Below are 20365 nucleotides of genomic sequence, written 5' to 3' on the forward strand. Positions count from 1 at the left end.
CACACAAGCCAGCCCCCACATCTCCTACTGCATTTCAGCTATTAAGGGCGTTTGCGCTCTACAGCCCGCAACAGGTGCGTCGGCGGCGTTTCGCAGCTGATCTTGCGACCCAGCAGCGTCTCAATCGACGGCAGCTGGTACGAGTCATCTTCCCCCGCAAAGCTGATCGAAACACCCGCCGCCCCGGCACGGCCAGTACGGCCAATGCGGTGCACGTAGTCGTCCGGCACTTCCGGCAGGGTGAAGTTGATCACGTGGCTGATGCCGTCGATGTGAATACCGCGCCCGGCCACGTCGGTGGCCACCAGCACGCGGATCTTGCCTTCGCGGAAACCTTCCAGGGTCTTGATACGCTTGTGCTGCGGCACATCGCCGGACAGTTGCGCGGCATTGACGCCATCACGCACCAGGCGTTCTTCAATGCGGCGCACTTCGTCCTTGCGGTTGGCGAACACCATCACGCGCTCCCAACCGTTGTCGTTGACCAGGTTGTAGAGCAGCTTGTACTTGTCGGCCCCGGCCACGGCATAGATGTGTTGCTCAACGTTTTCGCTGGCAACGTTCAGCGCTTCGATCTCGACGATGGACGGGTCGGTGGTCCACTGCTTGGCGAGGTTCATCACGTCTTCGGTGAAGGTCGCAGAGAACAGCAGGGTCTGACGCTCGTTTTTCGGCGGGGTCTGGCGAATGATCTGGCGCACTTGCGGGATAAAGCCCATGTCGAGCATGCGGTCGGCTTCGTCCAGCACCATCACTTCAACCATGTCCAAATGCACGTCGCCGCGCTGGTTGAAGTCGAGCAGGCGGCCTGGCGTGGCCACCAGGATGTCGCAGTGACGGGCTTCGAGGTGCTTGAGCTGCTTGTCGAAGTCCATGCCGCCCACGAACGTCATGACGTTGAGGCCGGTGTACTTGGTCAGGTCGGCGGCGTCCTTGGCGATCTGTACCACCAGCTCGCGGGTCGGGGCGATGATCAATGCACGCGGCTCACCCATGTAGCGTTCTTTGGGCGGTGGCGTTTGCAGCAGCTGGGTGATTATCGAGATCAGGAACGCGGCGGTCTTGCCGGTGCCGGTCTGCGCGCGGCCGATGGCGTCTTTGCCGGCGAGGGTGAAGCCCAACACCTGCGCCTGGATCGGCGTGCAGTACGGGAAGCCCAGGTCCTGGATGGCATGCATCAGTTCCGGGGCCAGTTTGAAGTCATGGAAGCGGGTCTTGCCTTCCTGGGGTTCAACCACGAAGTCTTCGAGTTTCCACGGGGTCACGGGCGGCTTCGGTGCACGTTCACGACGGGGCGCTTTCGGCGCCGGCGCGGGGGCTGCCTCGACAGGTTGGGCCTGTTCGGGCGCGGTCACCTTTGGCTTCTGCGGCTGTGCGGCAGGTGCGGTCCGGCCGGGCTGTTGGCCGTCATTGCGGCTGCCGGAGGAGGGCACAGGAGCACTGGGAACTGGCGCGAGCGGCTCAGCCTCGCTTTTGCCGAACATCTTCTTAAGTGCTTTGAGCACGGTGATCTCATTAATTGGTTAAGGAATGTACGCCGGCCAGTGTAATGCAAGAAACGGGCGCGGCGTAGTGCGTCTGTCATACGGCTACATAAACTGTGGTTTTCAGCCCAGCCGGGCGGTCAACCAGGCACCGATATCGGCGATCTCTTGAGGTAACACTTCGTGACCCATTGGGTATTCCTGCCATGTCACGGTGACACCACGGCTGTTTAAATGCTCGTAGGCGCTGCGGCCCATGGCGTTCTGCACCACGTCGTCGTATTGGCCGTGCAGGCACAGCGTTGGAATGCGCTGCTGGCTGGCGGACAACTCCAGCTCATCCCCGAAGGTCGGTGCATAAGTCGAGAGGGCGATTACGCCACCCAACGGTCCCTGCCATTTAAGGAAGGCGGTGTGGAAAACCACGGCGCCGCCCTGGGAAAAACCGGCGAGGAAAATTCGCGAAGCGTCTATTCCGGTTCTCTTCTGTTCTTCGATCAAATCCGTGACCATTTTGGCCGAGGCTTCCAGCTCTTCCAGGCTGATCGAGCGAGCCGGGCTCATGGCCTTGATGTCGTACCAACTCGGCATCTCGTAACCGCCATTTATGGTTACCGGACGTGTCGGTGCCTGGGGCAAAACGAAGCGGGTGCTCAACAGGCTTTCCTGCAACGCTTCCGCCACCGGCAAAAAGTCGTAGCGATCAGCACCCAGGCCATGCAACCAGATAACGCAGGCGTCTGCGGGCTTGGCGGGCTGAAGAATCAAGGGTTCGGTCATGTCTGCTCCATATATGTGCGTGCGCTCCGATTGGGTGCGTCGGAACGGTGCGCGACGGGTTGATCTGTTAAGAGAATGTCGCAACGTTGAATGTTTTTCTATTGATCAAGGGCTGAAACGACTCAGCCACCACTCTGGTACGCGCCTTGCTATGTGTAGGTCGATGTCAGAACTATCTTGGGACGGTAACACTATCAGTGACTGCCGCTTGTGGGATAGCAACTGGAATTACCGCGAAAACCTCATGCCGCTTGACCCTAAAAAAAGCCAACACGGGTTGATATCGCCTCATAAGGGTGCGCTGGGGTTTTAGCTCCGACACAACAAGAGCAACTGGAGGTTTGAATGAAGGTATTGAAATCCACCCTGGCCATCGTTTCCGCGGCTGCTGTACTGGGTGTCAGTGGTTTTGCCCAAGCTGGCGCCACCCTGGACGCCGTGCAGAAGAAAGGCTTTGTGCAATGTGGCGTGAGTGATGGCTTGCCGGGTTTCTCGGTGCCGGATGCCAGCGGCAAGATCCTCGGGATCGACGCTGACGTTTGCCGCGCTGTGGCCGCTGCCGTGTTCGGTGACGCAACCAAGGTCAAATTCAGCCAGTTGAACGCCAAGGAGCGTTTCACCGCGCTGCAGTCCGGCGAAGTCGACGTACTGTCGCGCAACACCACCATGACCAGTTCGCGCGATGCGGGTATGGGCCTGAAATTCCCAGGCTTCATCACCTACTACGACGGTGTTGGCTTCCTGGTGAACAACAAGCTGGGTGTTAAAAGCGCCAAGGAACTGGACGGTGCAACCATCTGCATCCAGGCCGGTACCACCACTGAGCTGAACGTTTCCGACTACTTCCGCGCCAACAACCTCAAATACACGCCGATCACCTTCGACACCTCCGATGAAAGCGCCAAGTCGCTGGAATCCGGTCGTTGCGACGTGCTGACCTCGGACAAATCCCAGCTCTACGCACAGCGCAGCAAGCTGGCTTCGCCGAAGGACTACGTGGTTCTGCCGGAAACCATCTCCAAAGAACCACTGGGCCCGGTCGTGCGTAACGGCGACGACGAGTGGCTGGCCATTGTGCGCTGGGTTGGCTACGCCATGCTCAACGCTGAAGAAGCCGGCATCACCTCGAAAAACGTTGAAGCTGAAGCCAAGTCCACCAAGAACCCGGACGTTGCTCGTCTGCTCGGTTCTGACGGCGAATACGGCAAAGACCTGAAAGTGAAAAAAGATTGGGTTGTACAGATCGTCAAGCAGGTCGGTAACTACGGTGAAGTGTTCGAGCGCAACCTGGGCAAGAGCACCCCACTGGAAATCGACCGTGGCCTGAACGCACTGTGGACTAACGGTGGCATTCAATACGCACCACCTGTGCGCTGATCGCTGATGGTTCTATCACCCGGTGGGCCAACCACCGGGTGATGTTCTGTTCCATTCTTTCCGGGGCACTTCATGCAAAATCAAATCGGCGCACCCAAGCAGAAGCTCAGCTTCAGCGATCCCAAAGTGCGTGCGTGGCTCTTCCAGATCATCACGATTGTGGCGGTGGTCGCGCTGGGCTGGTACTTGTTCAATAACACCCAGACCAACCTGCAACACCGGGGTATCACCTCGGGTTTCGACTTTCTTGAGCGCAGTGCCGGCTTCGGCATCGCTCAGCATCTGATCGACTACACCGAATCGGACAGCTATGCCCGGGTCTTTGTGATCGGGTTGCTCAACACCTTGCTGGTGAGCTTTATCGGCGTAATCCTGGCGACAGTGCTCGGGTTCATCATTGGCGTGGCGCGGCTGTCGCCGAACTGGATGATCAACAAGCTGGCGACCGTGTATGTGGAGATATTCCGCAACATCCCGCCGCTGCTACAGATCCTGTTCTGGTATTTCGCGGTTTTCCTGACCATGCCGTTGCCGCGTAACAGCCATAACTTTAACGATACGTTCTTCATGAGCGCCCGGGGCCTTAATATGCCGGCCGCGCAGGCGGCTGAGGGTTTCTGGCCGTTTGTGGCCAGTATCGTGGTGGCCATCGTGGCGATCGTGCTGATGGCGCGTTGGGCCAACAAGCGCTTTGAAGCCACCGGTGTGCCGTTCCACAAGTTCTGGGCGGGCCTTGCGCTGTTCATCGTGATCCCGACGTTGTGTGCCTTGGTGTTCGGCGCGCCGTTGCACTGGGAAATGCCCAGGCTGCAGGGCTTCAACTTCGTCGGCGGGTGGGTATTGATCCCCGAACTGTTGGCGCTGACCCTGGCACTTACCGTTTACACGGCAGCCTTTATCTCCGAGATCGTTCGTTCAGGTATTCAGTCTGTGAGTCACGGCCAGACCGAAGCCGCGCGCTCCCTGGGCCTGCGCCCTGGGCCGACGCTGCGCAAGGTCATCATCCCGCAAGCCCTGCGGGTGATCATTCCGCCACTGACCAGCCAATACCTGAACCTGGTGAAAAACTCGTCGCTGGCCGCCGGTATCGGTTATCCGGAAATGGTTTCGCTGTTTGCCGGTACGGTGCTCAACCAAACCGGTCAGTCCATCGAAGTCATAGCCATCACCATGAGCGTGTACTTGTCGATCAGCATCAGTATTTCCCTGCTGATGAACTGGTACAACAAGCGCATTGCGCTGATCGAGCGGTGAGGAAACACACATGAGTTCTCATACTTTCAAACCTGATATGCCGCCGCCGAACAAGGTCTTCGGACCGATGGCCTGGATGCGCGCAAACCTGTTTTCCAGTTGGCTCAACACCCTGCTGACATTCCTGGCGATCTACTTGGTCTATCTGGTGGTGCCGCCGATTTTGCATTGGGCGATTCTGGACGCCAACTGGGTCGGCACCACGCGTGCCGATTGCACCAAGGAAGGCGCTTGCTGGGTGTTCATCCAGCAGCGCTTCGGGCAGTTCATGTACGGTTACTACCCCGTCGACCTGCGCTGGCGCGTGGACCTGACCGTGTGGCTGGCCATCGTGGGTGTGGCGCCGTTGTTCATCTCGCGTTTCAAACGCAAGGCGATCTACGGCCTGTGCTTCCTGGTGGTGTATCCGGTCGTCGCATTCTTCCTCTTGCACGGCGGTATCTTTGGCTTGACCAACGTGCCGGCCGACAAATGGGGCGGCCTGATGCTGACCCTGGTGATTGCCACCGTCGGCATCGCCGGGGCTTTGCCGCTGGGGATTGTGTTGGCGCTGGGGCGGCGTTCGAACATGCCGGCAATTCGCGTGATCTGCGTGACCTTCATCGAGTTCTGGCGCGGCGTGCCGTTGATCACGGTGCTGTTCATGTCCTCGGTGATGCTGCCGCTGTTCCTGCCTGAAGGCATGAATTTCGACAAGCTCCTGCGGGCCTTGATTGGCGTGATCCTGTTCCAGTCGGCCTACGTGGCTGAAGTGGTGCGCGGCGGCTTGCAGGCGATTCCCAAAGGTCAGTACGAAGCGGCTGCAGCGATGGGCCTGGGTTACTGGCGCAGCATGGGCCTGGTGATTCTGCCGCAAGCCCTGAAACTGGTGATCCCCGGCATCGTGAACACCTTTATTGCGCTGTTCAAAGACACGAGCCTCGTGATCATCATCGGCTTGTTCGACCTGCTCAACAGCGTCAAGCAAGCCGCCGCCGACCCTAAATGGCTGGGCATGGCCACCGAAGGCTACGTGTTCGCCGCCCTGGTGTTCTGGATTTTCTGTTTTGGTATGTCGCGCTATTCCATTCATTTGGAACACAAGCTCGACACTGGCCACAAGCGTTAGGAGTTGTTGTTATGAGCGAAGCAATCAAACAGCCTGTGAGCCCTGAAGGCATTATCCAGATGCAGGGCGTCAACAAGTGGTACGGCCAGTTCCACGTGTTGAAAGACATCAACCTCAACGTCAAGCAGGGCGAGCGTATCGTGCTGTGCGGCCCGTCGGGTTCGGGCAAGTCCACCACCATCCGCTGCCTCAACCGCCTGGAAGAGCACCAGCAGGGCCGCATTGTGGTCGATGGCGTGGAGCTGACCAACGACCTCAAGCAGATCGAAGCGATCCGTCGTGAAGTCGGCATGGTGTTTCAGCACTTCAACCTGTTCCCGCACCTGACCATCCTGCAGAACTGCACGCTGGCGCCGATGTGGGTGCGCAAGATGCCCAAGCGCAAGGCTGAAGAAATTGCCATGCACTACCTGGAACGCGTGCGCATTCCGGAGCAGGCGCACAAGTTTCCGGGGCAACTGTCTGGTGGTCAGCAACAGCGTGTGGCGATCGCCCGTGCCTTGTGCATGAAGCCAAAAATCATGCTGTTCGATGAGCCGACTTCGGCACTCGACCCGGAAATGGTCAAAGAGGTGTTGGACACCATGATCGGCTTGGCCGAAGACGGCATGACCATGTTGTGCGTCACCCACGAAATGGGCTTTGCGCGCACCGTGGCCAACCGCGTGATCTTCATGGACAAGGGCGAGATCGTGGAACAGGCGGCGCCCAATGACTTCTTCGACAACCCGCAGAATGACCGGACCAAGTTGTTCTTGAGCCAGATTCTGCATTGATCGAAGCTTGAACCCATAAACCCAGCCTGCAGGCTGCATAACCTTTGGCGAACACAAACCAATGTGGGAGCTGGCTTGCCTGCGATAGCGGTACAGCAGTGCGTACAACTGCTGCTGACCCACCGCCATCGCGGGCAAGCCCGGCTCCCACATTTGATCGCCATTGCTCTGCAGAACACCCATAAAAAGCCTGCTGGTGCCGGGTTTATTTTTGCCTGTTCAAGACGCTTTGAGGGCTTCTTGTGTTTGGTTATGGGTCGTGCAAGTAAAGGCGTTGCGCAGGTCTGCGCCTTCGGCCAGCTCTTTGGCGTCGGCGAGCAAATGCGGGTAACGGTCCAGCAGGCGCATCAACACCATCAACGGTTTGGGCGGCGTTATTTCTCCGCGTTCGTAACGTGAGAATGCGTTGTGCCCGCCACCGGACAACAACTGCACGGTTTCTTTTTGCGTGAGGTGCAGCTTGCGGCGGATACGCTTGAGTTCAGCGCCCATCATCCGTCGCGCGGCGTGCAGCAGGTCATCACTGGCCTTGGCATGGCGTTCGCTGCTGTCGGGGTCATACATGCCGTCTTCGCACAGTTGGCACTCCCAGCCGGACAGGTCCTCAATGTGCTGTTCCATGCCTTTGATGCGCAGGGTTTCACTGCGGCCCTCAAAACGCACCATGGCGTCGGGGGCGCCGCATATGAAGCAATGTTGGGTGTTCATAGGTTCATCCCTTTGAAGGAGATCACCGGTGGGTTACCGCCGGAGCAGTAAGTGACCTTGATGTAAATCTCCAGACCGTGTGAATGGATGTGGTAGACGTCCTGCCAGACGCGGTGATCGGCATAGGTGGTCATCGACTTGTACAGCATCCTGTTTTGTAGTTTGAAAACGACTGCCTGCATCTCGCTGATGTCGAGGTCGAGTTGCTTTCCCGCCTCCTTGGCTGCACGGGTGAATGCCCTGGCACCCAGTCGCCTGACATCCGCCTTGATCACCGCCAGATCGTAGTGAGGTGTGTACTTTTCCATAAGACACCTGAGTCCAATAATTACCCTTAAAGGGTAATTTTACCAATCGAAAATACTGCTCCTTTTGCTGCCTATGAACCCTAGTGCGTTGCCTTTGTGGGCAAGTCTGAATAGGCTGTAGGAAAATTCATCCTATGATTGGACGAAAGTGCAAAACTCATGACAGACATCGCCCCCCTGATCAAACGCTCCCTGGTCGATCAAGCGTTGGAGCAACTGCGCTGGCGTATAACCGAAGGCAAATGGGCCATCGGTGAGCGCCTGCCCACCGAGCCGGAGTTGTCCGCCGAGCTGGGCATCAGCCGCAATACCGTGCGTGAGGCCATGCGTGTGTTGGCGTTCTCGGGTCTGATCGAAATCCGCCAGGGCGACGGCAGTTACTTGCGCTCGATGACCGACCCGTTGGGGACGATGCGCGCACTGTCCCACTGCACGTTGGCGCAGGCGCAGGAGACGCGGCAGATTCTCGAAGTGGAGGCCATCGGCCTGGCGGCGTTGCGTCGTACCGATGACGATCTCAAAGGGTTGCGTGAAGCCCTTGAGCGCAGCGGCGAGTTGTACCACGGTGACCTGGAGGCCTATATCAGCGCCGACCTGGTGTTCCACAAGCGCCTGGTGGATGCAGCGCACAACCCGGCGCTGAGCGAGCTGTACCAGTATTTCTCCAGCATCGTCGGCGCCCAGTTGCGTCAGACCCTGAACATCTCACCACGTCGCCAGGCGGTATTCGACCTGCATATCGCCTTGCTCGACGCGGTGGAAAACCAAGACCCCGAACGTGCCAAATCCCTCTGCCGGCAGTTGATCAATGAACCTTGAAGCCAAACGTACGACTGAACTCGAAGAACTGTTGATTGACGCCGAAGCCGATGACGAAGCCGTCCAGCAGGCCCCTCCGTTGGTGGCTCGCCCGTGGCTCTTGCTGCTGGGCCTGGTGCTGGTGGCATTGAACCTGCGCCCGGCGCTGTCGAGCATGGCGCCATTGCTGGCAGAAGTGTCCAGCAGCCTGGGGTTGTCCGCTGCCAAGGCGGGCTTGCTGACTACCTTGCCGGTGTTGTGCCTGGGCCTGTTCGCGCCCACTGCGCCGATCCTGGCCAGGCGTTTTGGCGCTGAGCGCGTGGTGCTGGGGATTCTGCTCACCCTGGCTGGCGGCATCATCCTGCGCAGTTCGTTCGGTGAAGTGGGGTTGTTCGCGGGCAGCCTGATCGCTGGCGCGAGCATCGGCATCATCGGTGTATTGCTACCGGGTATCGTCAAGCGTGATTTTGCCAGGCAGGCGGGCGCCATGACTGGCGTCTACACCATGGCATTGTGTCTGGGCGCCGCGTTGGCAGCCGGGGCCACGGTGCCCCTGAGTCAGTACTTCGCAGACAGCTGGGCCGTCGGACTGGGGTTCTGGGTTATCCCGGCGTTGCTGGCGGCGTTGTTCTGGTTGCCGCAAGTCGGACCAAAGCACGGCGCCCATCAGGTGGCTTACCGGGTCAGGGGCTTGCTGCGTGACCCACTGGCTTGGCAGGTGACTTTGTACATGGGCCTGCAATCGTCCCTGGCTTACATTGTGTTTGGCTGGTTGCCGTCAATCCTCATTGGCCGGGGGCTCAGCGCCACCGAGGCAGGGTTGGCGTTGTCCGGTTCCATCATCGTGCAACTGCTCAGTTCCCTGGCCGCACCGTGGCTGGCCACCCGCGGCAAGGACCAGCGCCTGGCGATTGTGGTGGTGATGCTGCTGACCCTTGGCGGCCTGTTCGGTTGCCTGTATGCGCCGCTGGATGGCTTGTGGGGTTGGGCGATTCTGCTCGGCCTGGGGCAGGGCGGCACCTTCAGCCTGGCGCTGACCCTGATCGTGCTGCGCTCGCGTGATTCCCATGTCGCCGCCAACCTGTCGAGCATGGCCCAGGGCATTGGCTACACCCTGGCGTCGATGGGGCCGTTTGCGGTCGGCCTGGTGCATGACTGGACCGGCGGCTGGACGGCCATCGGCTGGATCTTCGCCGTGATCGGCCTCGGTGCGATTGTCGCGGGTCTCGGCGCCGGGCGGGCGCGTTATGTACAAGTGACCAGCGAGAAACTCTAGAGATACACCACCTCAAGCGTTGCCCAGCCATCCAGTGGAGTTTCCACGCTCAAGTCCAGATTCTGCCGGGCATTGATCACGGTCTGCACTGTGACTGTACCCGTCAGCGTGCCGATGGCCGTAGGCCCGCTGACGCTGCCCTCCACCTCGGTAAAACCCAGGTAGCTCCTGGAGCCGATGTCGATGGGGTTGAGGTTGGACGTGCGCCACGCCACGCCGCCGGTGGTGGACTCGGTGCCGTAGATCTGCGCGGTGGTGTTGGCCTGGGTCTGGCGCGGGTCGAAGGTCATGGAGTAAACCCCCAGGCGATTACCGCTGATATCGAACCCCAACCCATAGTAAATCTCGCTGTTGACCATGGCCGAGCCCTCGCGGTTATCGCGCATGCGCAGGGCATAGCGGGTGGGACCGCTGCAGGCGATGGCGAAAAGCAGGGGCTTGGCCGGCAGGCGTGTCGCAGTGCTCAGGTTCAAGTCTTGTTGGGCGATTTTGCCGTAGTCGATCAGTGCCCCGCCGGGGAACTGCGGCAAGCAAGCGGCGGGAACGATCAGGCCTTTGACGGTCAGGTCCACCGCCGATGCGGCCAGCACCGAGGGCGCGCAGGCCAGTAACAGCAGGCTGGAAAAAATGCGGGTTTTCATAGGGCGTTTCATGGGACGGACTCCTTGCAGTGACGGTTACGGGTACACGATCTCGAGGGTGCCGGAACCATTGATCAGCACCACCTCACGCAGGTCCAGGCTTTGCATGGGTGCCAGGTAAGTCTTTATACGTACCGTGCCGGTCAGGGCCTGGATGGCGACAGGGCCTGTGGTGACGCCGGTTTTGTCGGTAAAGCCCAGCAGGCTGTTGGCGGCCATGGGGATTTGCCGGGCTGTGGAGCTGCTCCACGCCACGCCGTTGCTGGTGGAGTCGGTGCGGTACAACGTGGGCCAGGTATCGGCGCTGAATTCCGCCGGGTCGACAGTCAGGTAAAAACGCCCGATTTTGTTGCGGCTGGCATCCAGGTCCAGGCCATAGGCGGTTTCATCGGTGCCACCGGTGGCCGACCCGTCGCGGTTATCAAACATGCGCAGGGCAAAGCGTGCCGGCGCGTCGCAGGTCACGCTCAGGCGCAGGGAGCGGGTCGGCAACGGTGTCTCGTTGGTGGCGCTCAAGTCCTTGGCGTACAAGGTGCCGTAGTCCACCACGCCGTGGTCGGACAGCGTCGGCAGGCAGGCGATGGGCGCAAAGTGCGCGCGCAGTGTCAGTTCCCGGTAACGCCCGTGCTTTGCGCCGTACAACGTCCCGGTGGTTTCCCAGGTGGTGGCATCGCGCACCTGCGTGGCGGCGAGGTCGGCCCAGGCGCGCAGGGTCAGTTGCAGCGACAGGGTTTTACCCGTGAGCACTGCACCCTGTTCGACCGGTGCTATGCCGTGGCCGGGGCGCCACTCCAGCACGTTGCCATTGGTAACGGGCGCCAGGCCGGCGGCGGGCAGCAAACCCAGTTCTACGCTGCGGCCGTCGAGCACCGCGTTGCCGACTTCGATGGCATAGCTGCCGTGCTCGGTAAATTGCAGGCGTTGCGGGTTGGCGGCCAGGGCGCGGTAGAACAGGCTGAGGTCTTCAGCCTGCGGGCAATTGACTGTCACGCTCAGGCGCCGTTCGCCGAGCAGGCGTTGCGCCGCGCTGTCGGCTTGCGCCAGGCGACTCATCAGGCCGAAATCCACCAGCGGTTCGCTCACATTGAGTTGGCATTCTTCCAAGGCCTGGGCAGTGCCGGCTACGCCGACCAGCAGCCACAGGCACAGTTGACGCATATAAGGTGTGATGGGCATGGCGGTCATCCTCAAGGCAGGTTGCAACGTGCGGGAGCGGTTTCGAAGTACACCGCCGGGTCGGCTTTTTCCGGCAGTTCGTAGCGCAACTCGCAACGTCCGCTTTGCGGCGTGGTTATCCACAACGTCGGCTGTTCCAGCACATTGGGCAGAAACACCTGGCTGCCGTCCTGCACCAAGGTGACGAATTCGCCACTGGCAGTGCTGACGGAGGCGCCCGCAGGCAGCGGCGCGCCCTGGTCGTTGCTGACGGTAAGCAGCACGCGACGGGTCAGGCCGACGCCAAATTCGACGCGGTCCACCGCGCCACGCCCGGCCGAGATCATCGCCAGGCCGTTATTGATATCGGCATTGCGCGGCAGTGAGCGTGTCTGCACTTCAACCGGGCTGCGCCCGTATGCGGCCACTTGCGGCACTACGGCCTGGCCCTGCCAGTCGGTCCACACCGGGCCGCTGGGGGTGCTGAGCTTAATGCCGCTCATGTCGCCGACCGACACCACGGCAAAGGTGTCGCGCACCGGGTAGGGCGAAAAGGTCACGCCGTCGCCGTGCAGCACCACACCGCCACGAGCGCCGCCCTGGTAGCTCGAACGCTCGGCGTCGGAGCGGCTGTAGCTGAAATCGAGCTGGCTGTAGCGCGGCAGTGCCGAGACGCCTACGGAGGTTTCCACCTGATGGTCACTGCTGTCGTGTTCGGCGCTGACGCGGTAGCTGAGTTGGTCGTCGATCTGTTCGGTCAGGCCCAGGCCGGTACGGTTTTCACCGCCGGAATTGCGCACCCAGCTGCGTAGCCTGCGGCTCTCGCCCAGCGGTACGCTGATGTTGAGATAGACGGCGTTGTCTCGCTGCTCGCGGCCGCCCATTTGCCACTCGGCACTGGCCGACAACGACACGGCGCCGATACTGGTACCCCAGGACGCCAGCGCGCGGCTGCTGCTGTCACCGGCAAAGTTGGATGAGCGCGAAACCCCGGCACTGAAGGCGCCCAGCAGCGGATGCGACCAACCCAGGTTGAGGCTTTGCTGGTCGCGATAGCGGGAGTTGCGACGGCTGTCATTACTCTCATGGCTGTGGTCGCGCTCATAGGTGCTTTCTTCGAGTTCGCGGTAGCCGATGCTGCGCCAGGAGTTGGCGGCGCTGACCGACCACTGTTCGCTCAAGCGCTGGGACCATGACAGGTCGGTCTGTACACCCGAGACTTTTTCCCAGCCCTGGGTGTTGGACAGTTGGGTTGACAGCTGGATCTGGCTGTCAAGCCACGGCAACCAGCCCAGGCTGGCGCCTACCGAACGGTATTCGCTGGCGGCCAGCACGCCACTCCCCAGTGTCAGTTGCGGGTGCAAGGCGCCGGTCCAGCCGGCACTCACCACCCAAGGATCATCACCCCTGGCGTCACCCACATTGCGCACTCGGCCTGCGGCCACGGAGTAGCCCGGTGCCGGCAACCCGAGGCCAAGCATGGCGGCGGGCACGGTGAAACGTCGCTCACCGCCAACACTTTCCTTGACCGTGACTTCGACATCCGAGCGCGTGTTCAACCGACGTACATCGTTCAAGGTGAAAGGCCCGGCAGGCACCACGGTGGAGTGAATCAGTGCTCCGTTCTGACGTACTTCCACTTGCGCCGGGCTGTTGGCGATACCTTGGATCTGCGCGCCCTGACCCTGTTCTTGAAGTGCATGTTCGGTCAGCACCTGCACGCCGGTGATCTGCGCACCGGAGAGCACCGGGTTGTAGAGGTTGATCTGCCCGGCCTGCAGCACCGCCTGGTGGCTGGCGAAGGTGCGTTGCGCGTAGGCCTCCAGATGCGTACTGCGCGACAGGCCATCCTGCCAGGTCTGCACCTGGCGGCTGCGCACGATCCAGTCGCCGGCGTTGAACCCGACTTCGGTATTGGCCGAGCCAAAGCGGCTGGCGTCATCGCCGAAGCGGTTGTAAAAACCGCTGAGGTCATAGTTGAGCAGCCCGGCAAAACCGCCGGTTTCGTACCCCGAGATATCCTGCTGCACAGGGCGCAGGGCTTCGGTGGGCACCACCAGTGACACCGTCAGTGTCGCCGGGTCCGGCTCCACCAGGGTTTGTGGATACTGCGCGAGAAAATCCCGGCAGCCTGGCGTCTCGCTGGGCGTCACCAGGTCAGCGGCGTCCAGCAAGGCGCGGTCCAGGCACAGGTTGCCCTGTTGATCGAAGGTCAGATCCTGTCGGCCACGGCGTTGGCCGTTGACCCGCAGGTTAACGGTGTGCCGCCCGGCAGCGAAGCGCGGTGCTGCCAGCAACAGGCTGGCCAGCTGTGGGTCAATGCCACGCTGATGCAAGGTCTGGGCGTCGAAGCCAACCGGGCTGGAATCGTCGGCCCAAGCCTTGTCGGGCACGAGGGCACACAGTAACAACACCAGCGGCAAGGTCTGGCAGACGGGGGTATCGGACACGGCTTCGCCGTCACGGTAACTCAATACTGTTTTCACGCAAGGTACTCGAGTAGTGAGTGCACTGGCCCCCGTTGTGTCGGGGATTCCAGGCGCTCTGGTGACGGTCAATAAGCCGTCACTTCGTTATCCAGGTGCCGGTCTGTCACGACACCTGTGGTTGTCAGTCAGAGGGTGATAGGGGCGTCGTAGGCCTTGACCGCAAACCCATACACCGTGGCCGGCTGCAGACGCACCGTTCTGGCCTGGCCACCGCTGGCCGGTACGCTCAAAGCTTCGCCCGGCAGCACATAGGTACGCGGCAGCATTGCCCTGCCGTCACCGGGCAACAGCAACAGCTCCTGTGCAAGGCGCACCACATAAGGCGTGTCGTTGCGCACCTGTAATTGGCCGTCGCGCAGCGTCCAGGTCAGGTCGGTCCAAGGGGTGCGGTTCGGCGCAAGGCCCTTGGGGTGCACGATCACGGGCAGGTTCTGGCGCACGGTCACGCCCACACGGGCGTGACCGGCGGCGGTGGCGGCGCGACCTTGGGGCATGCCTTCGAACACTGCCCGTTTAAGCCGCTGGGTCAGCAACGGCTTCTGGTTTTGCAGAATGAAGCGCACCAGCTGGGTTTTGGACGCTTCTACCCGAGACAGCGGCGGTGTCACCACCAACAGCGGCTCGGTGTCTTCAGGAATGTCCTGCAAGGTCACATGCAGCAGCGCGAGCTGGCTGTCGGTATTGGTCACCGACACCGCCGCTTCGCCTTCGGCTTCATGCACGATCACCACGGAGGTGTCCGGGACCATGCCGTCGGCTTTGACTTGATTGCCAAGGATCAGCAGCAGGGCGACAAGGCCCACCACGGTGTTTGAGAATGACGTCGTCATGATGGGGTTTCCATTAGGCCAAAAGGGGGGCGGTCAGAGGTAGCGCAGGTCCAGGACAATGGCGCCGTCGAGCGGGACTTCCTGGTCCAGGGTCAGGTACTGCGAAAAATTGATGGCGGTGCTCACCTGAACCTGGACGGTCAACTGGCCGATGAAATCCGGTTGGCGGTCCCCGACTGGCGCAAAGGCCATATGCGCGCGCGGGTAAGCGTTGGGCTCCTGTGACCAGGTTTCGCCGTTGTCGTTGGACGCCAATACCTGCATGGGCTGCGCATCGCCCACTGCGTTGCGATAGGACAATGCCACGGATCCCAGGCGCTCCTCTGGGACGTGGATGTTCCTGCCCAGCCCGTAGAAATAATCGGGTGCCGACGAGGAGTCGGCGCGATTATCAATACCTACCAGCGCAAACAACATGGGCCTGGCGCACTGCACGCGCAGATCGAGCATCTGGATAGGCAGCACGGTGAATTCGTCGGCGTTGAGGCTATGGGAAGGAATCTTGCCGTGATCGACGGTGCCTTCATTAGTCAGCTCGACATGGCAGGCGTCCGGCGTTATCCGGCCGGTTACCGTGAGGTCGACGGTCGAGGCCGCGTGGGCGTTGACTAAGGTGGCCAGGCAGAGGAGCAGCGCAGCCACGCAACGGCCAACGGTGTTCAGTACCGGCACAGGTAGGCGCAGCCCATGCCCGGCGGTAGTCAAGGGATGGGCGGCCATGGGTTACAGGTACTTCACTTCAACGGTGGCCGAGCCATCGATGGTTACCTCATTGCTGAGGTCCAGGCTGGCGGCGGCATTGATGATAGTGAGCACTTCCAGATCGACGCTCAGGTTTTGGATCGGCAGCGGCTGGGTGTCGTCGCTCATCGACGCTGCCGCCATGTACATGCTCGGCTCCCAGAATTTTTCGGAGTACCAGGTTTTGCCCTGGTCCATCGATGCGATGGGTTGAACGGTCACGCCGTCGGCAACCATGCCGCGCCAAGTGAGGGAGAAGTGGCCCAGCTTCTGGGTTTCGTTGATAAAGCCCAGGCCGAAGTCCGTGGTTAGACCTGAGGCTGCGCGGTTATCGATGGGGTGCAGAGCAAACTGGATCGGCGCGTCACAGTCGACGGTCATCGACAGGGTATGCACGCCAATCGCGGTGCCCCGGTCCGGGTTCAAGTCCTTGGCAGACACTTTGCCGTGGTCGATCATGCCACCGCCGGACAGGCTGGGCGTACAGGCGCTGGGCACAATCAGGCCTTTGACGGTCAGGTCGACGCTGCTGGCGGCAAAGGCATTGGCCGAACTGAGCAGCAGTGCGCTGACGGCCAGGGTGGTCAATCGAGTGTTCATCGGGAGGTTCCTTAGAGGTAATTGACTTGCACGGTGGCGTGACCGTCGATAGGCACATCGTCGGTCAGCGTCAGGCTGCTGGCGGGCGCAATGTGGGTGATCAGGCGTATCTCGGCGTCCAGTTCCTGGATCGCAATCGGCACCACGCCGTCGTTGTCGGCGACCGCCGTCAACACGGTATGGCTGAGCATCACTGAAGGCATCCAGGTGACGCCGCCATCCCGTGAGGTGATGGTGCGCACCGGTACGCCGTCGGCCACCGGCTGGTAGAGACCAAGCCCGGCATCGCCGAGTTTTTCATCGCTGGGGGTCAGGCCCAGGCCGTGCCAACTGAAGTGGCTGGCGGTGGTGCCGGCGCGGTTGTCGATGGTGTTCAAGGTAAAAAACGTCGGCCCTTCGCAGCGCACGCTCAAGAGCATGGTTTCTCTGGGTAGGTCGGTGTAGGTATCAGCGTTGAGGTCCTTGACCGACACCTTGCCGAAGTCGACATTGCCGCCGCCGGAAACCACTGGCGCGCAGGCGCTGGGCGTGATGATGCCCTTGACGGTAAGGTCCAGGCTGCTGGCGGCCAGCGTGAGAGACGAGGTGCCCAACAACAGGGCGGCCAGGGGCGCCGCTCTTAAGTAAGTCATCGTTTAAACCTTCCTTAGTAAGAGGATGAGGGGTTACAGGTACATCACTTCCAACGTGGCGGAGCCATCGACAGGTTGTTCCTGGGTCAATGTCAGGCCACTGGAAGGGGCGATAGTGGGGTGAACCACCAGGTTGCTGGTCAGTGCCTTGATCGCGATGGGCGCCCAGGTGCCACTTGCGTTGTTGCCGAAGGCGGCGAGCCTGCCGCGCATCCAGATGGCGTCCTCACTGTTTTCGCTCCAGGTGGCGCCGTTGTCACGGGAGGCCAGCTTGCTGACAGGCAGGTTGTCGGCGAGGTAGTTGGTGATAATGATCACGTAGTCGCCGACCCGCTCTGTTTCGTTGATGAACCCCAGGCCATACGAGTAATCGTTGGGGCTACTGGCTGAGCCGGCGCGGTTATCCACACCATTGAGTGCAAACAGCGTGGCGGCCTCGCAGCTGAGGTTGAATGGCAAGGTAGTGGGCGGCAACGGAGTAGCCTGGTTTTCTTGCAGGTCCTTGGCGGCGATCTTTCCGTAGTCGGCAACACCGCCTTGGGCCAGTGCCGGGGTGCAGGCGCTGGGGGTAATCAGCCCCTTGACGGTCAGATCGATGCTGCTGGCGGCGAATGCTGGGCCGGCGCAGATCAGCAACAATGTCGCGGCGATGGGAGTGCGGAGGCTAGCCATGGGTCACATCCTGTGATGTTAGAGGGGGTTACAGGTATTTCACTTCAATTGTGGCGGAGCCGTAGATGGGGACCTCAGTGGTCAGGTCCATCCCGGCAGTTGGAGCGATAAGGGTTTGCACCTTGAGATCGGCCGTCACCAGCCGGACTGGGGTGGGCGCCCAACTGCCGGTCGAACGATCGCCAAACGAAGCGAGGTAGGCGGCTGGCCAAGTGTCACCTGGGATATTTTCCTGCCAGGTGAGGCCGTTATCGGAGGACTCAATCACGGAGATCGCTGCGTTGTCGGCTATAGGATTGCCGAAGGTCAGGGAGTACCCGCCCAATTTTTGGCCGCTGACCAGGCCCAGGCCATACCTGTTCATCGGGTCATGGGAGTCGCCTACATTATCGATGCCCTTGAGGGCCACCAGAGTTGGCGCCTCGCAGGTTATCGCCAGTTGCAGCGTGTGATTGCCGATGACCGTCCAATTGTCCGGCTTTAAATCCTTGGACGCGATTTTGCCGTGGTCGATGACCCCGCCGCTTGAAAGGCTGGGGGCACAAGCGCTGGGTGTGATCAGCCCCTTGACGGTCAGATCGATGCTGCTGGCGGCGAATGCTGGGCCGGCGCAGATCAGTAACAATGTCGCGGCGATGGGAGTGAGGAGGCTAGCCATGGGTCACATCCTGTGATGTTAGAGGGGGGTTACAGGTATTTCACTTCAATTGTGGCGGAGCCATAGATGGGGACCTCAGTGGTCAGGTCCATCCCGGCAGTTGGAGCGATAATGGTTTGCACCCCAAGCCCCGCAGTCACTTGCTGGACCGGTGCCGGCGCCCAACTGCCGGTCGAGCGATCGCCAAACGAAGCGAGGTCGGCGGCTGGCCAGACGTCTCCTGGGTAAATTTCGCGCCAACTGAGGCCGTTATCCCGGGACCCAATCACGGAAATCACCGCGCCATCCGCCATTGGGTTATCTAGTGCCAGGGTGTACCCGCCGAGTTTTTTGCCGCTGACCAAGCCCAGGCCGTAGGCGTTGCTCGAGTCGTAGGCGCTACCTTGATTGTCGATGCCCTTAAGGGCCAGCAGGGTGGGTGCATCGCAGGTGATCGCCAGTTGCAGCGTGTGATTGCCAAGCAACGTGTAGCCGTCCAGCCTTAAGTCTTTGGCGGCTACTTTGCCGTGGTCGATGACCCCGCCGCTTGAAAGGCTGGGGGCACAAGCGCTGGGTGTGATCAGCCCCTTGACGGTCAGGTCCACACTGCTGGCGGCGAACACTGACGAGGCGCTTGTGAGCAACAGCGCAGCGCTGAGCAGGGACAGCGAGGTCTTCATTTCAAAGGTCTCCATTTACAGGTACATGACTTCAAACGTTGTGGAGCCGTCCAGCGCCACTTCGTTGGCCAGGCTCAAGCCGTTGGCAGGCGCAACGGCGGTGTGCACGGTGATGTCCATGAGCGCGTCCTGCACGGGGTGCGGGGCCCAGCCGGAATCGCCACGGCTGCCCAGGGCCACCAACATATCGTCTTCTACGGGGTCCTCTGGATAGAGCGGCGCCCAGTCGCGCTGTTCGTACTGGTAGAGCAAGGTCGAAGGCGTTTCGGCGACGGGGTTGCTGAACATCAGTTGATACCCGCCGAGCTTTTCTGTGCCGTTGGCCAGGCCCAGGCCGTAGGAGCCTCGGCCAATGGTTGAGGAACCGGCTCGATTGTCGATGGGGTTGATGGCAAACAGCGTCGCCGCCTCGCAGTTCACGCTCAACTGCAATGTCTGGTCCTCAAGCCAGGTGTGGCTGTCGGGGTTCAGGTCTTTTGCTGCGATTTTTCCGTAGTCCACGGCGCCCGGCAGGTTGGGAGTGCAGGCGCTGGGGGTGATCAAACCCTTGACGGTCAGGTCCACGGAACTGGCGGCGAAGGCGGATGAGGTAATGGCGAGCAACAGCGCGCTGCTCAACAGGGGCAGGCAGGTCTTCATTTGGGAAATATCCATTTACAGGTACTTCATTTCAAAGGTCGCAGAGCCGTCGATTACCACTTCGCTGGTCAAGGTCAGGTTTCTTGCCGGTGCAATTGAGGTGTACAGCGTCATGTCCATGATCGCGTCTTTTATCGGGTGGGGTGCCCAACCGCTGTCGCCCCGGCTGCCCAGCGCCACCAGATCGTTGGGGGCGATGGCGTCATCTGTAAGGATCTCCGTCCATCGGCCCTCGGAGTTGAACATCGCAATCAGAGTGGAGGGCGTTTCGGCGGTGGGTTTGGTGAACGTCAGCTGATATACGCCGAGCTTCTGGTTTCCGTTGATCAAACCCAGGCCAAAGGCGGCGCCGTGAGCGGCTGAACCGGCTCGATTGTCGAGGGGGTGGATTGCAAACAGTGTCGCCGCGTCGCAATTGACGCTCAGTTGCAGGGTCTTTCTCTCAAGCGGCGTATAGCTGTCTAGATTCAGGTCTTTTGCCGCGATTTTTCCAAAATCGACGTCACCTGGCAGGTTGGGTGTACAGGCGCTGGGCGTGATGATGCCCTTGACGCTGAGGTCGACGCTGCTGGCGGCGAACACCGATGAGTTCATGGCGAGCAGCAGGGCACTGCTCAGCAGGGATACAGAGATCTTCATTTCATTTGTTCCATTACAGGCTGGCAGATTGAGGCGCGTGCGGGGCCACGCCCGACCCGGTATGAACGGGTGGTTGGCCAAGCGGCGGTCTCGGTGTTTATTGGCTGTTGCCTGGGAGTGGCAAGCCGACCCTCTTTGGGG

Annotated in this window: 22 protein-coding genes; 6 read left to right on the forward strand and 16 right to left on the reverse strand. The window is 60.8% G+C overall.

Annotated elements, in window-relative coordinates; all coding sequences use genetic code 11:
* Positions 1–41: 41 nt before the first annotated feature.
* Both rhlB and FEM54_RS03865 read right to left on the reverse strand, forming a co-directional pair.
* Positions 42–1511, reverse strand: coding sequence for an ATP-dependent RNA helicase RhlB (gene rhlB, locus FEM54_RS03860; RefSeq protein WP_026013543.1), 1470 nt, complete (start codon positions 1509–1511; stop codon positions 42–44).
* A gap of 96 nt (positions 1512–1607) precedes the next feature.
* On the reverse strand, positions 1608–2264 hold the full coding sequence (locus FEM54_RS03865) for an alpha/beta hydrolase (protein WP_017135203.1): 657 nt from the start codon (positions 2262–2264) through the stop codon (positions 1608–1610).
* 345 nt (positions 2265–2609) lie between these two features.
* Between FEM54_RS03865 and FEM54_RS03870 the strand changes: the two genes are divergently transcribed.
* The 4 genes from FEM54_RS03870 (at position 2610) to FEM54_RS03885 (ending at position 6779) form a co-directional block, all read left to right on the forward strand.
* Positions 2610–3641, forward strand: coding sequence for an amino acid ABC transporter substrate-binding protein (locus FEM54_RS03870; protein ID WP_017135202.1), 1032 nt, complete (start codon positions 2610–2612; stop codon positions 3639–3641).
* Between the two features lie 72 nt (positions 3642–3713).
* Positions 3714–4895: an amino acid ABC transporter permease gene (locus FEM54_RS03875; protein WP_138449591.1), complete on the forward strand. Its 1182-nt coding sequence runs from the start codon at positions 3714–3716 to the stop codon at positions 4893–4895.
* 10 nt (positions 4896–4905) lie between these two features.
* Complete coding sequence (locus FEM54_RS03880) at positions 4906–6003, forward strand: amino acid ABC transporter permease (protein WP_138449593.1); 1098 nt, start codon at positions 4906–4908, stop codon at positions 6001–6003.
* An 11-nt stretch (positions 6004–6014) separates the two neighbouring features.
* Positions 6015–6779: an amino acid ABC transporter ATP-binding protein gene (locus FEM54_RS03885; RefSeq protein ID WP_003171943.1), complete on the forward strand. Its 765-nt coding sequence runs from the start codon at positions 6015–6017 to the stop codon at positions 6777–6779.
* Positions 6780–6998: 219 nt separating this feature from the next.
* Here FEM54_RS03885 and FEM54_RS03890 read toward each other — a convergent pair whose 3' ends face one another.
* Together FEM54_RS03890 and FEM54_RS03895 are read right to left on the reverse strand one after the other, a co-directional pair.
* Positions 6999–7487: a type II toxin-antitoxin system MqsA family antitoxin gene (locus tag FEM54_RS03890; RefSeq protein ID WP_138449595.1), complete on the reverse strand. Its 489-nt coding sequence runs from the start codon at positions 7485–7487 to the stop codon at positions 6999–7001.
* The gene (locus tag FEM54_RS03895; protein ID WP_138449597.1) at positions 7484–7795 is read right to left on the reverse strand and encodes a type II toxin-antitoxin system MqsR family toxin; all 312 of its coding nucleotides are present in this window, start codon (positions 7793–7795) and stop codon (positions 7484–7486) included. The genes FEM54_RS03890 and FEM54_RS03895 overlap by 4 nt, the downstream gene beginning before the upstream one ends.
* A gap of 159 nt (positions 7796–7954) precedes the next feature.
* Between FEM54_RS03895 and FEM54_RS03900 the strand changes: the two genes are divergently transcribed.
* Both FEM54_RS03900 and FEM54_RS03905 read left to right on the forward strand, forming a co-directional pair.
* On the forward strand, positions 7955–8614 hold the full coding sequence (locus tag FEM54_RS03900; RefSeq protein ID WP_138449599.1) for a FadR/GntR family transcriptional regulator: 660 nt from the start codon (positions 7955–7957) through the stop codon (positions 8612–8614).
* The gene (locus tag FEM54_RS03905; RefSeq protein WP_138449601.1) at positions 8604–9869 is read left to right on the forward strand and encodes a CynX/NimT family MFS transporter; all 1266 of its coding nucleotides are present in this window, start codon (positions 8604–8606) and stop codon (positions 9867–9869) included. Before FEM54_RS03900 ends, FEM54_RS03905 begins: the two co-directional genes overlap by 11 nt.
* On the opposite strand, the gene FEM54_RS03910 is transcribed toward FEM54_RS03905, so the two are convergent.
* The 12 genes from FEM54_RS03910 to FEM54_RS03965 form a co-directional block, all read right to left on the reverse strand.
* Positions 9866–10510, reverse strand: coding sequence for a DUF1120 domain-containing protein (locus FEM54_RS03910; RefSeq protein WP_138449608.1), 645 nt, complete (start codon positions 10508–10510; stop codon positions 9866–9868). The genes FEM54_RS03905 and FEM54_RS03910 overlap by 4 nt on opposite strands.
* Positions 10511–10546: 36 nt before the next feature.
* Entirely contained in the window at positions 10547–11686 is a 1140-nt protein-coding gene (locus FEM54_RS03915) for a DUF1120 domain-containing protein (RefSeq protein ID WP_225933031.1), read from the reverse strand.
* Positions 11687–11697: 11 nt separating this feature from the next.
* Entirely contained in the window at positions 11698–14151 is a 2454-nt protein-coding gene (locus FEM54_RS03920; protein ID WP_240792706.1) for a fimbria/pilus outer membrane usher protein, read from the reverse strand.
* A gap of 128 nt (positions 14152–14279) precedes the next feature.
* A complete protein-coding gene (locus FEM54_RS03925; protein WP_099548442.1) occupies positions 14280–14984 on the reverse strand; it encodes a fimbria/pilus chaperone family protein in 705 nt (234 codons plus the stop codon).
* 33 nt (positions 14985–15017) lie between these two features.
* Positions 15018–15704: a DUF1120 domain-containing protein gene (locus tag FEM54_RS03930; RefSeq protein WP_017135191.1), complete on the reverse strand. Its 687-nt coding sequence runs from the start codon at positions 15702–15704 to the stop codon at positions 15018–15020.
* A 3-nt stretch (positions 15705–15707) separates the two neighbouring features.
* Positions 15708–16325 carry a DUF1120 domain-containing protein gene (locus FEM54_RS03935; RefSeq protein ID WP_017135190.1) on the reverse strand — a complete coding sequence of 206 codons (618 nt, stop codon included), beginning with the start codon at positions 16323–16325 and terminating at the stop codon, positions 15708–15710.
* 11 nt (positions 16326–16336) lie between these two features.
* Positions 16337–16957, reverse strand: a complete 621-nt coding sequence (locus FEM54_RS03940; protein ID WP_017135189.1) for a DUF1120 domain-containing protein — start codon at positions 16955–16957, stop codon at positions 16337–16339.
* 33 nt (positions 16958–16990) lie between these two features.
* A complete protein-coding gene (locus FEM54_RS03945; RefSeq protein WP_138449602.1) occupies positions 16991–17629 on the reverse strand; it encodes a DUF1120 domain-containing protein in 639 nt (212 codons plus the stop codon).
* A 28-nt stretch (positions 17630–17657) separates the two neighbouring features.
* Positions 17658–18287 carry a DUF1120 domain-containing protein gene (locus FEM54_RS03950; protein ID WP_099548446.1) on the reverse strand — a complete coding sequence of 210 codons (630 nt, stop codon included), beginning with the start codon at positions 18285–18287 and terminating at the stop codon, positions 17658–17660.
* Positions 18288–18316: 29 nt separating this feature from the next.
* Positions 18317–18946 carry a DUF1120 domain-containing protein gene (locus FEM54_RS03955; protein WP_171045790.1) on the reverse strand — a complete coding sequence of 210 codons (630 nt, stop codon included), beginning with the start codon at positions 18944–18946 and terminating at the stop codon, positions 18317–18319.
* 15 nt (positions 18947–18961) lie between these two features.
* Positions 18962–19585 (reverse strand): DUF1120 domain-containing protein, encoded by a 624-nt coding sequence (locus tag FEM54_RS03960; protein ID WP_026013538.1) that lies wholly within the window; start codon positions 19583–19585, stop codon positions 18962–18964.
* Positions 19586–19600: 15 nt separating this feature from the next.
* Positions 19601–20224, reverse strand: a complete 624-nt coding sequence (locus tag FEM54_RS03965; RefSeq protein WP_138449606.1) for a DUF1120 domain-containing protein — start codon at positions 20222–20224, stop codon at positions 19601–19603.
* Between the last annotated feature and the right edge of the window lie 141 nt (positions 20225–20365).

It is taken from the genome of Pseudomonas edaphica (assembly GCF_005863185.1).
GTDB classification, from domain to species: Bacteria; Pseudomonadota; Gammaproteobacteria; order Pseudomonadales; family Pseudomonadaceae; genus Aquipseudomonas; species Aquipseudomonas edaphica.

Excerpts from the sequence above, each read along its gene's own strand:
- FEM54_RS03905 (WP_138449601.1), top strand. The coding sequence starts at position 8,604 with ATGAACCTTGAAGCCAAACGTACGACTGAACTCGAAGAACTGTTGATT.
- FEM54_RS03945 (WP_138449602.1), bottom strand. The coding sequence starts at position 17,629 with ATGGCTAGCCTCCGCACTCCCATCGCCGCGACATTGTTGCTGATCTGC.
- FEM54_RS03930 (WP_017135191.1), bottom strand. The coding sequence starts at position 15,704 with ATGGCCGCCCATCCCTTGACTACCGCCGGGCATGGGCTGCGCCTACCT.
- FEM54_RS03910 (WP_138449608.1), bottom strand. The coding sequence starts at position 10,510 with ATGAAAACCCGCATTTTTTCCAGCCTGCTGTTACTGGCCTGCGCGCCC.
- FEM54_RS03940 (WP_017135189.1), bottom strand. The coding sequence starts at position 16,957 with ATGACTTACTTAAGAGCGGCGCCCCTGGCCGCCCTGTTGTTGGGCACC.
- FEM54_RS03885 (WP_003171943.1), top strand. The coding sequence starts at position 6,015 with ATGAGCGAAGCAATCAAACAGCCTGTGAGCCCTGAAGGCATTATCCAG.
- FEM54_RS03960 (WP_026013538.1), bottom strand. The coding sequence starts at position 19,585 with ATGAAGACCTGCCTGCCCCTGTTGAGCAGCGCGCTGTTGCTCGCCATT.
- FEM54_RS03870 (WP_017135202.1), top strand. The coding sequence starts at position 2,610 with ATGAAGGTATTGAAATCCACCCTGGCCATCGTTTCCGCGGCTGCTGTA.
- FEM54_RS03925 (WP_099548442.1), bottom strand. The coding sequence starts at position 14,984 with ATGACGACGTCATTCTCAAACACCGTGGTGGGCCTTGTCGCCCTGCTG.
- FEM54_RS03955 (WP_171045790.1), bottom strand. The coding sequence starts at position 18,946 with ATGAAGACCTCGCTGTCCCTGCTCAGCGCTGCGCTGTTGCTCACAAGC.
- FEM54_RS03865 (WP_017135203.1), bottom strand. The coding sequence starts at position 2,264 with ATGACCGAACCCTTGATTCTTCAGCCCGCCAAGCCCGCAGACGCCTGC.
- FEM54_RS03875 (WP_138449591.1), top strand. The coding sequence starts at position 3,714 with ATGCAAAATCAAATCGGCGCACCCAAGCAGAAGCTCAGCTTCAGCGAT.
- FEM54_RS03965 (WP_138449606.1), bottom strand. The coding sequence starts at position 20,224 with ATGAAGATCTCTGTATCCCTGCTGAGCAGTGCCCTGCTGCTCGCCATG.
- FEM54_RS03950 (WP_099548446.1), bottom strand. The coding sequence starts at position 18,287 with ATGGCTAGCCTCCTCACTCCCATCGCCGCGACATTGTTACTGATCTGC.
- FEM54_RS03935 (WP_017135190.1), bottom strand. The coding sequence starts at position 16,325 with ATGAACACTCGATTGACCACCCTGGCCGTCAGCGCACTGCTGCTCAGT.
- FEM54_RS03915 (WP_225933031.1), bottom strand. The coding sequence starts at position 11,686 with ATGCCCATCACACCTTATATGCGTCAACTGTGCCTGTGGCTGCTGGTC.
- FEM54_RS03900 (WP_138449599.1), top strand. The coding sequence starts at position 7,955 with ATGACAGACATCGCCCCCCTGATCAAACGCTCCCTGGTCGATCAAGCG.
- FEM54_RS03895 (WP_138449597.1), bottom strand. The coding sequence starts at position 7,795 with ATGGAAAAGTACACACCTCACTACGATCTGGCGGTGATCAAGGCGGAT.
- FEM54_RS03890 (WP_138449595.1), bottom strand. The coding sequence starts at position 7,487 with ATGAACACCCAACATTGCTTCATATGCGGCGCCCCCGACGCCATGGTG.
- FEM54_RS03880 (WP_138449593.1), top strand. The coding sequence starts at position 4,906 with ATGAGTTCTCATACTTTCAAACCTGATATGCCGCCGCCGAACAAGGTC.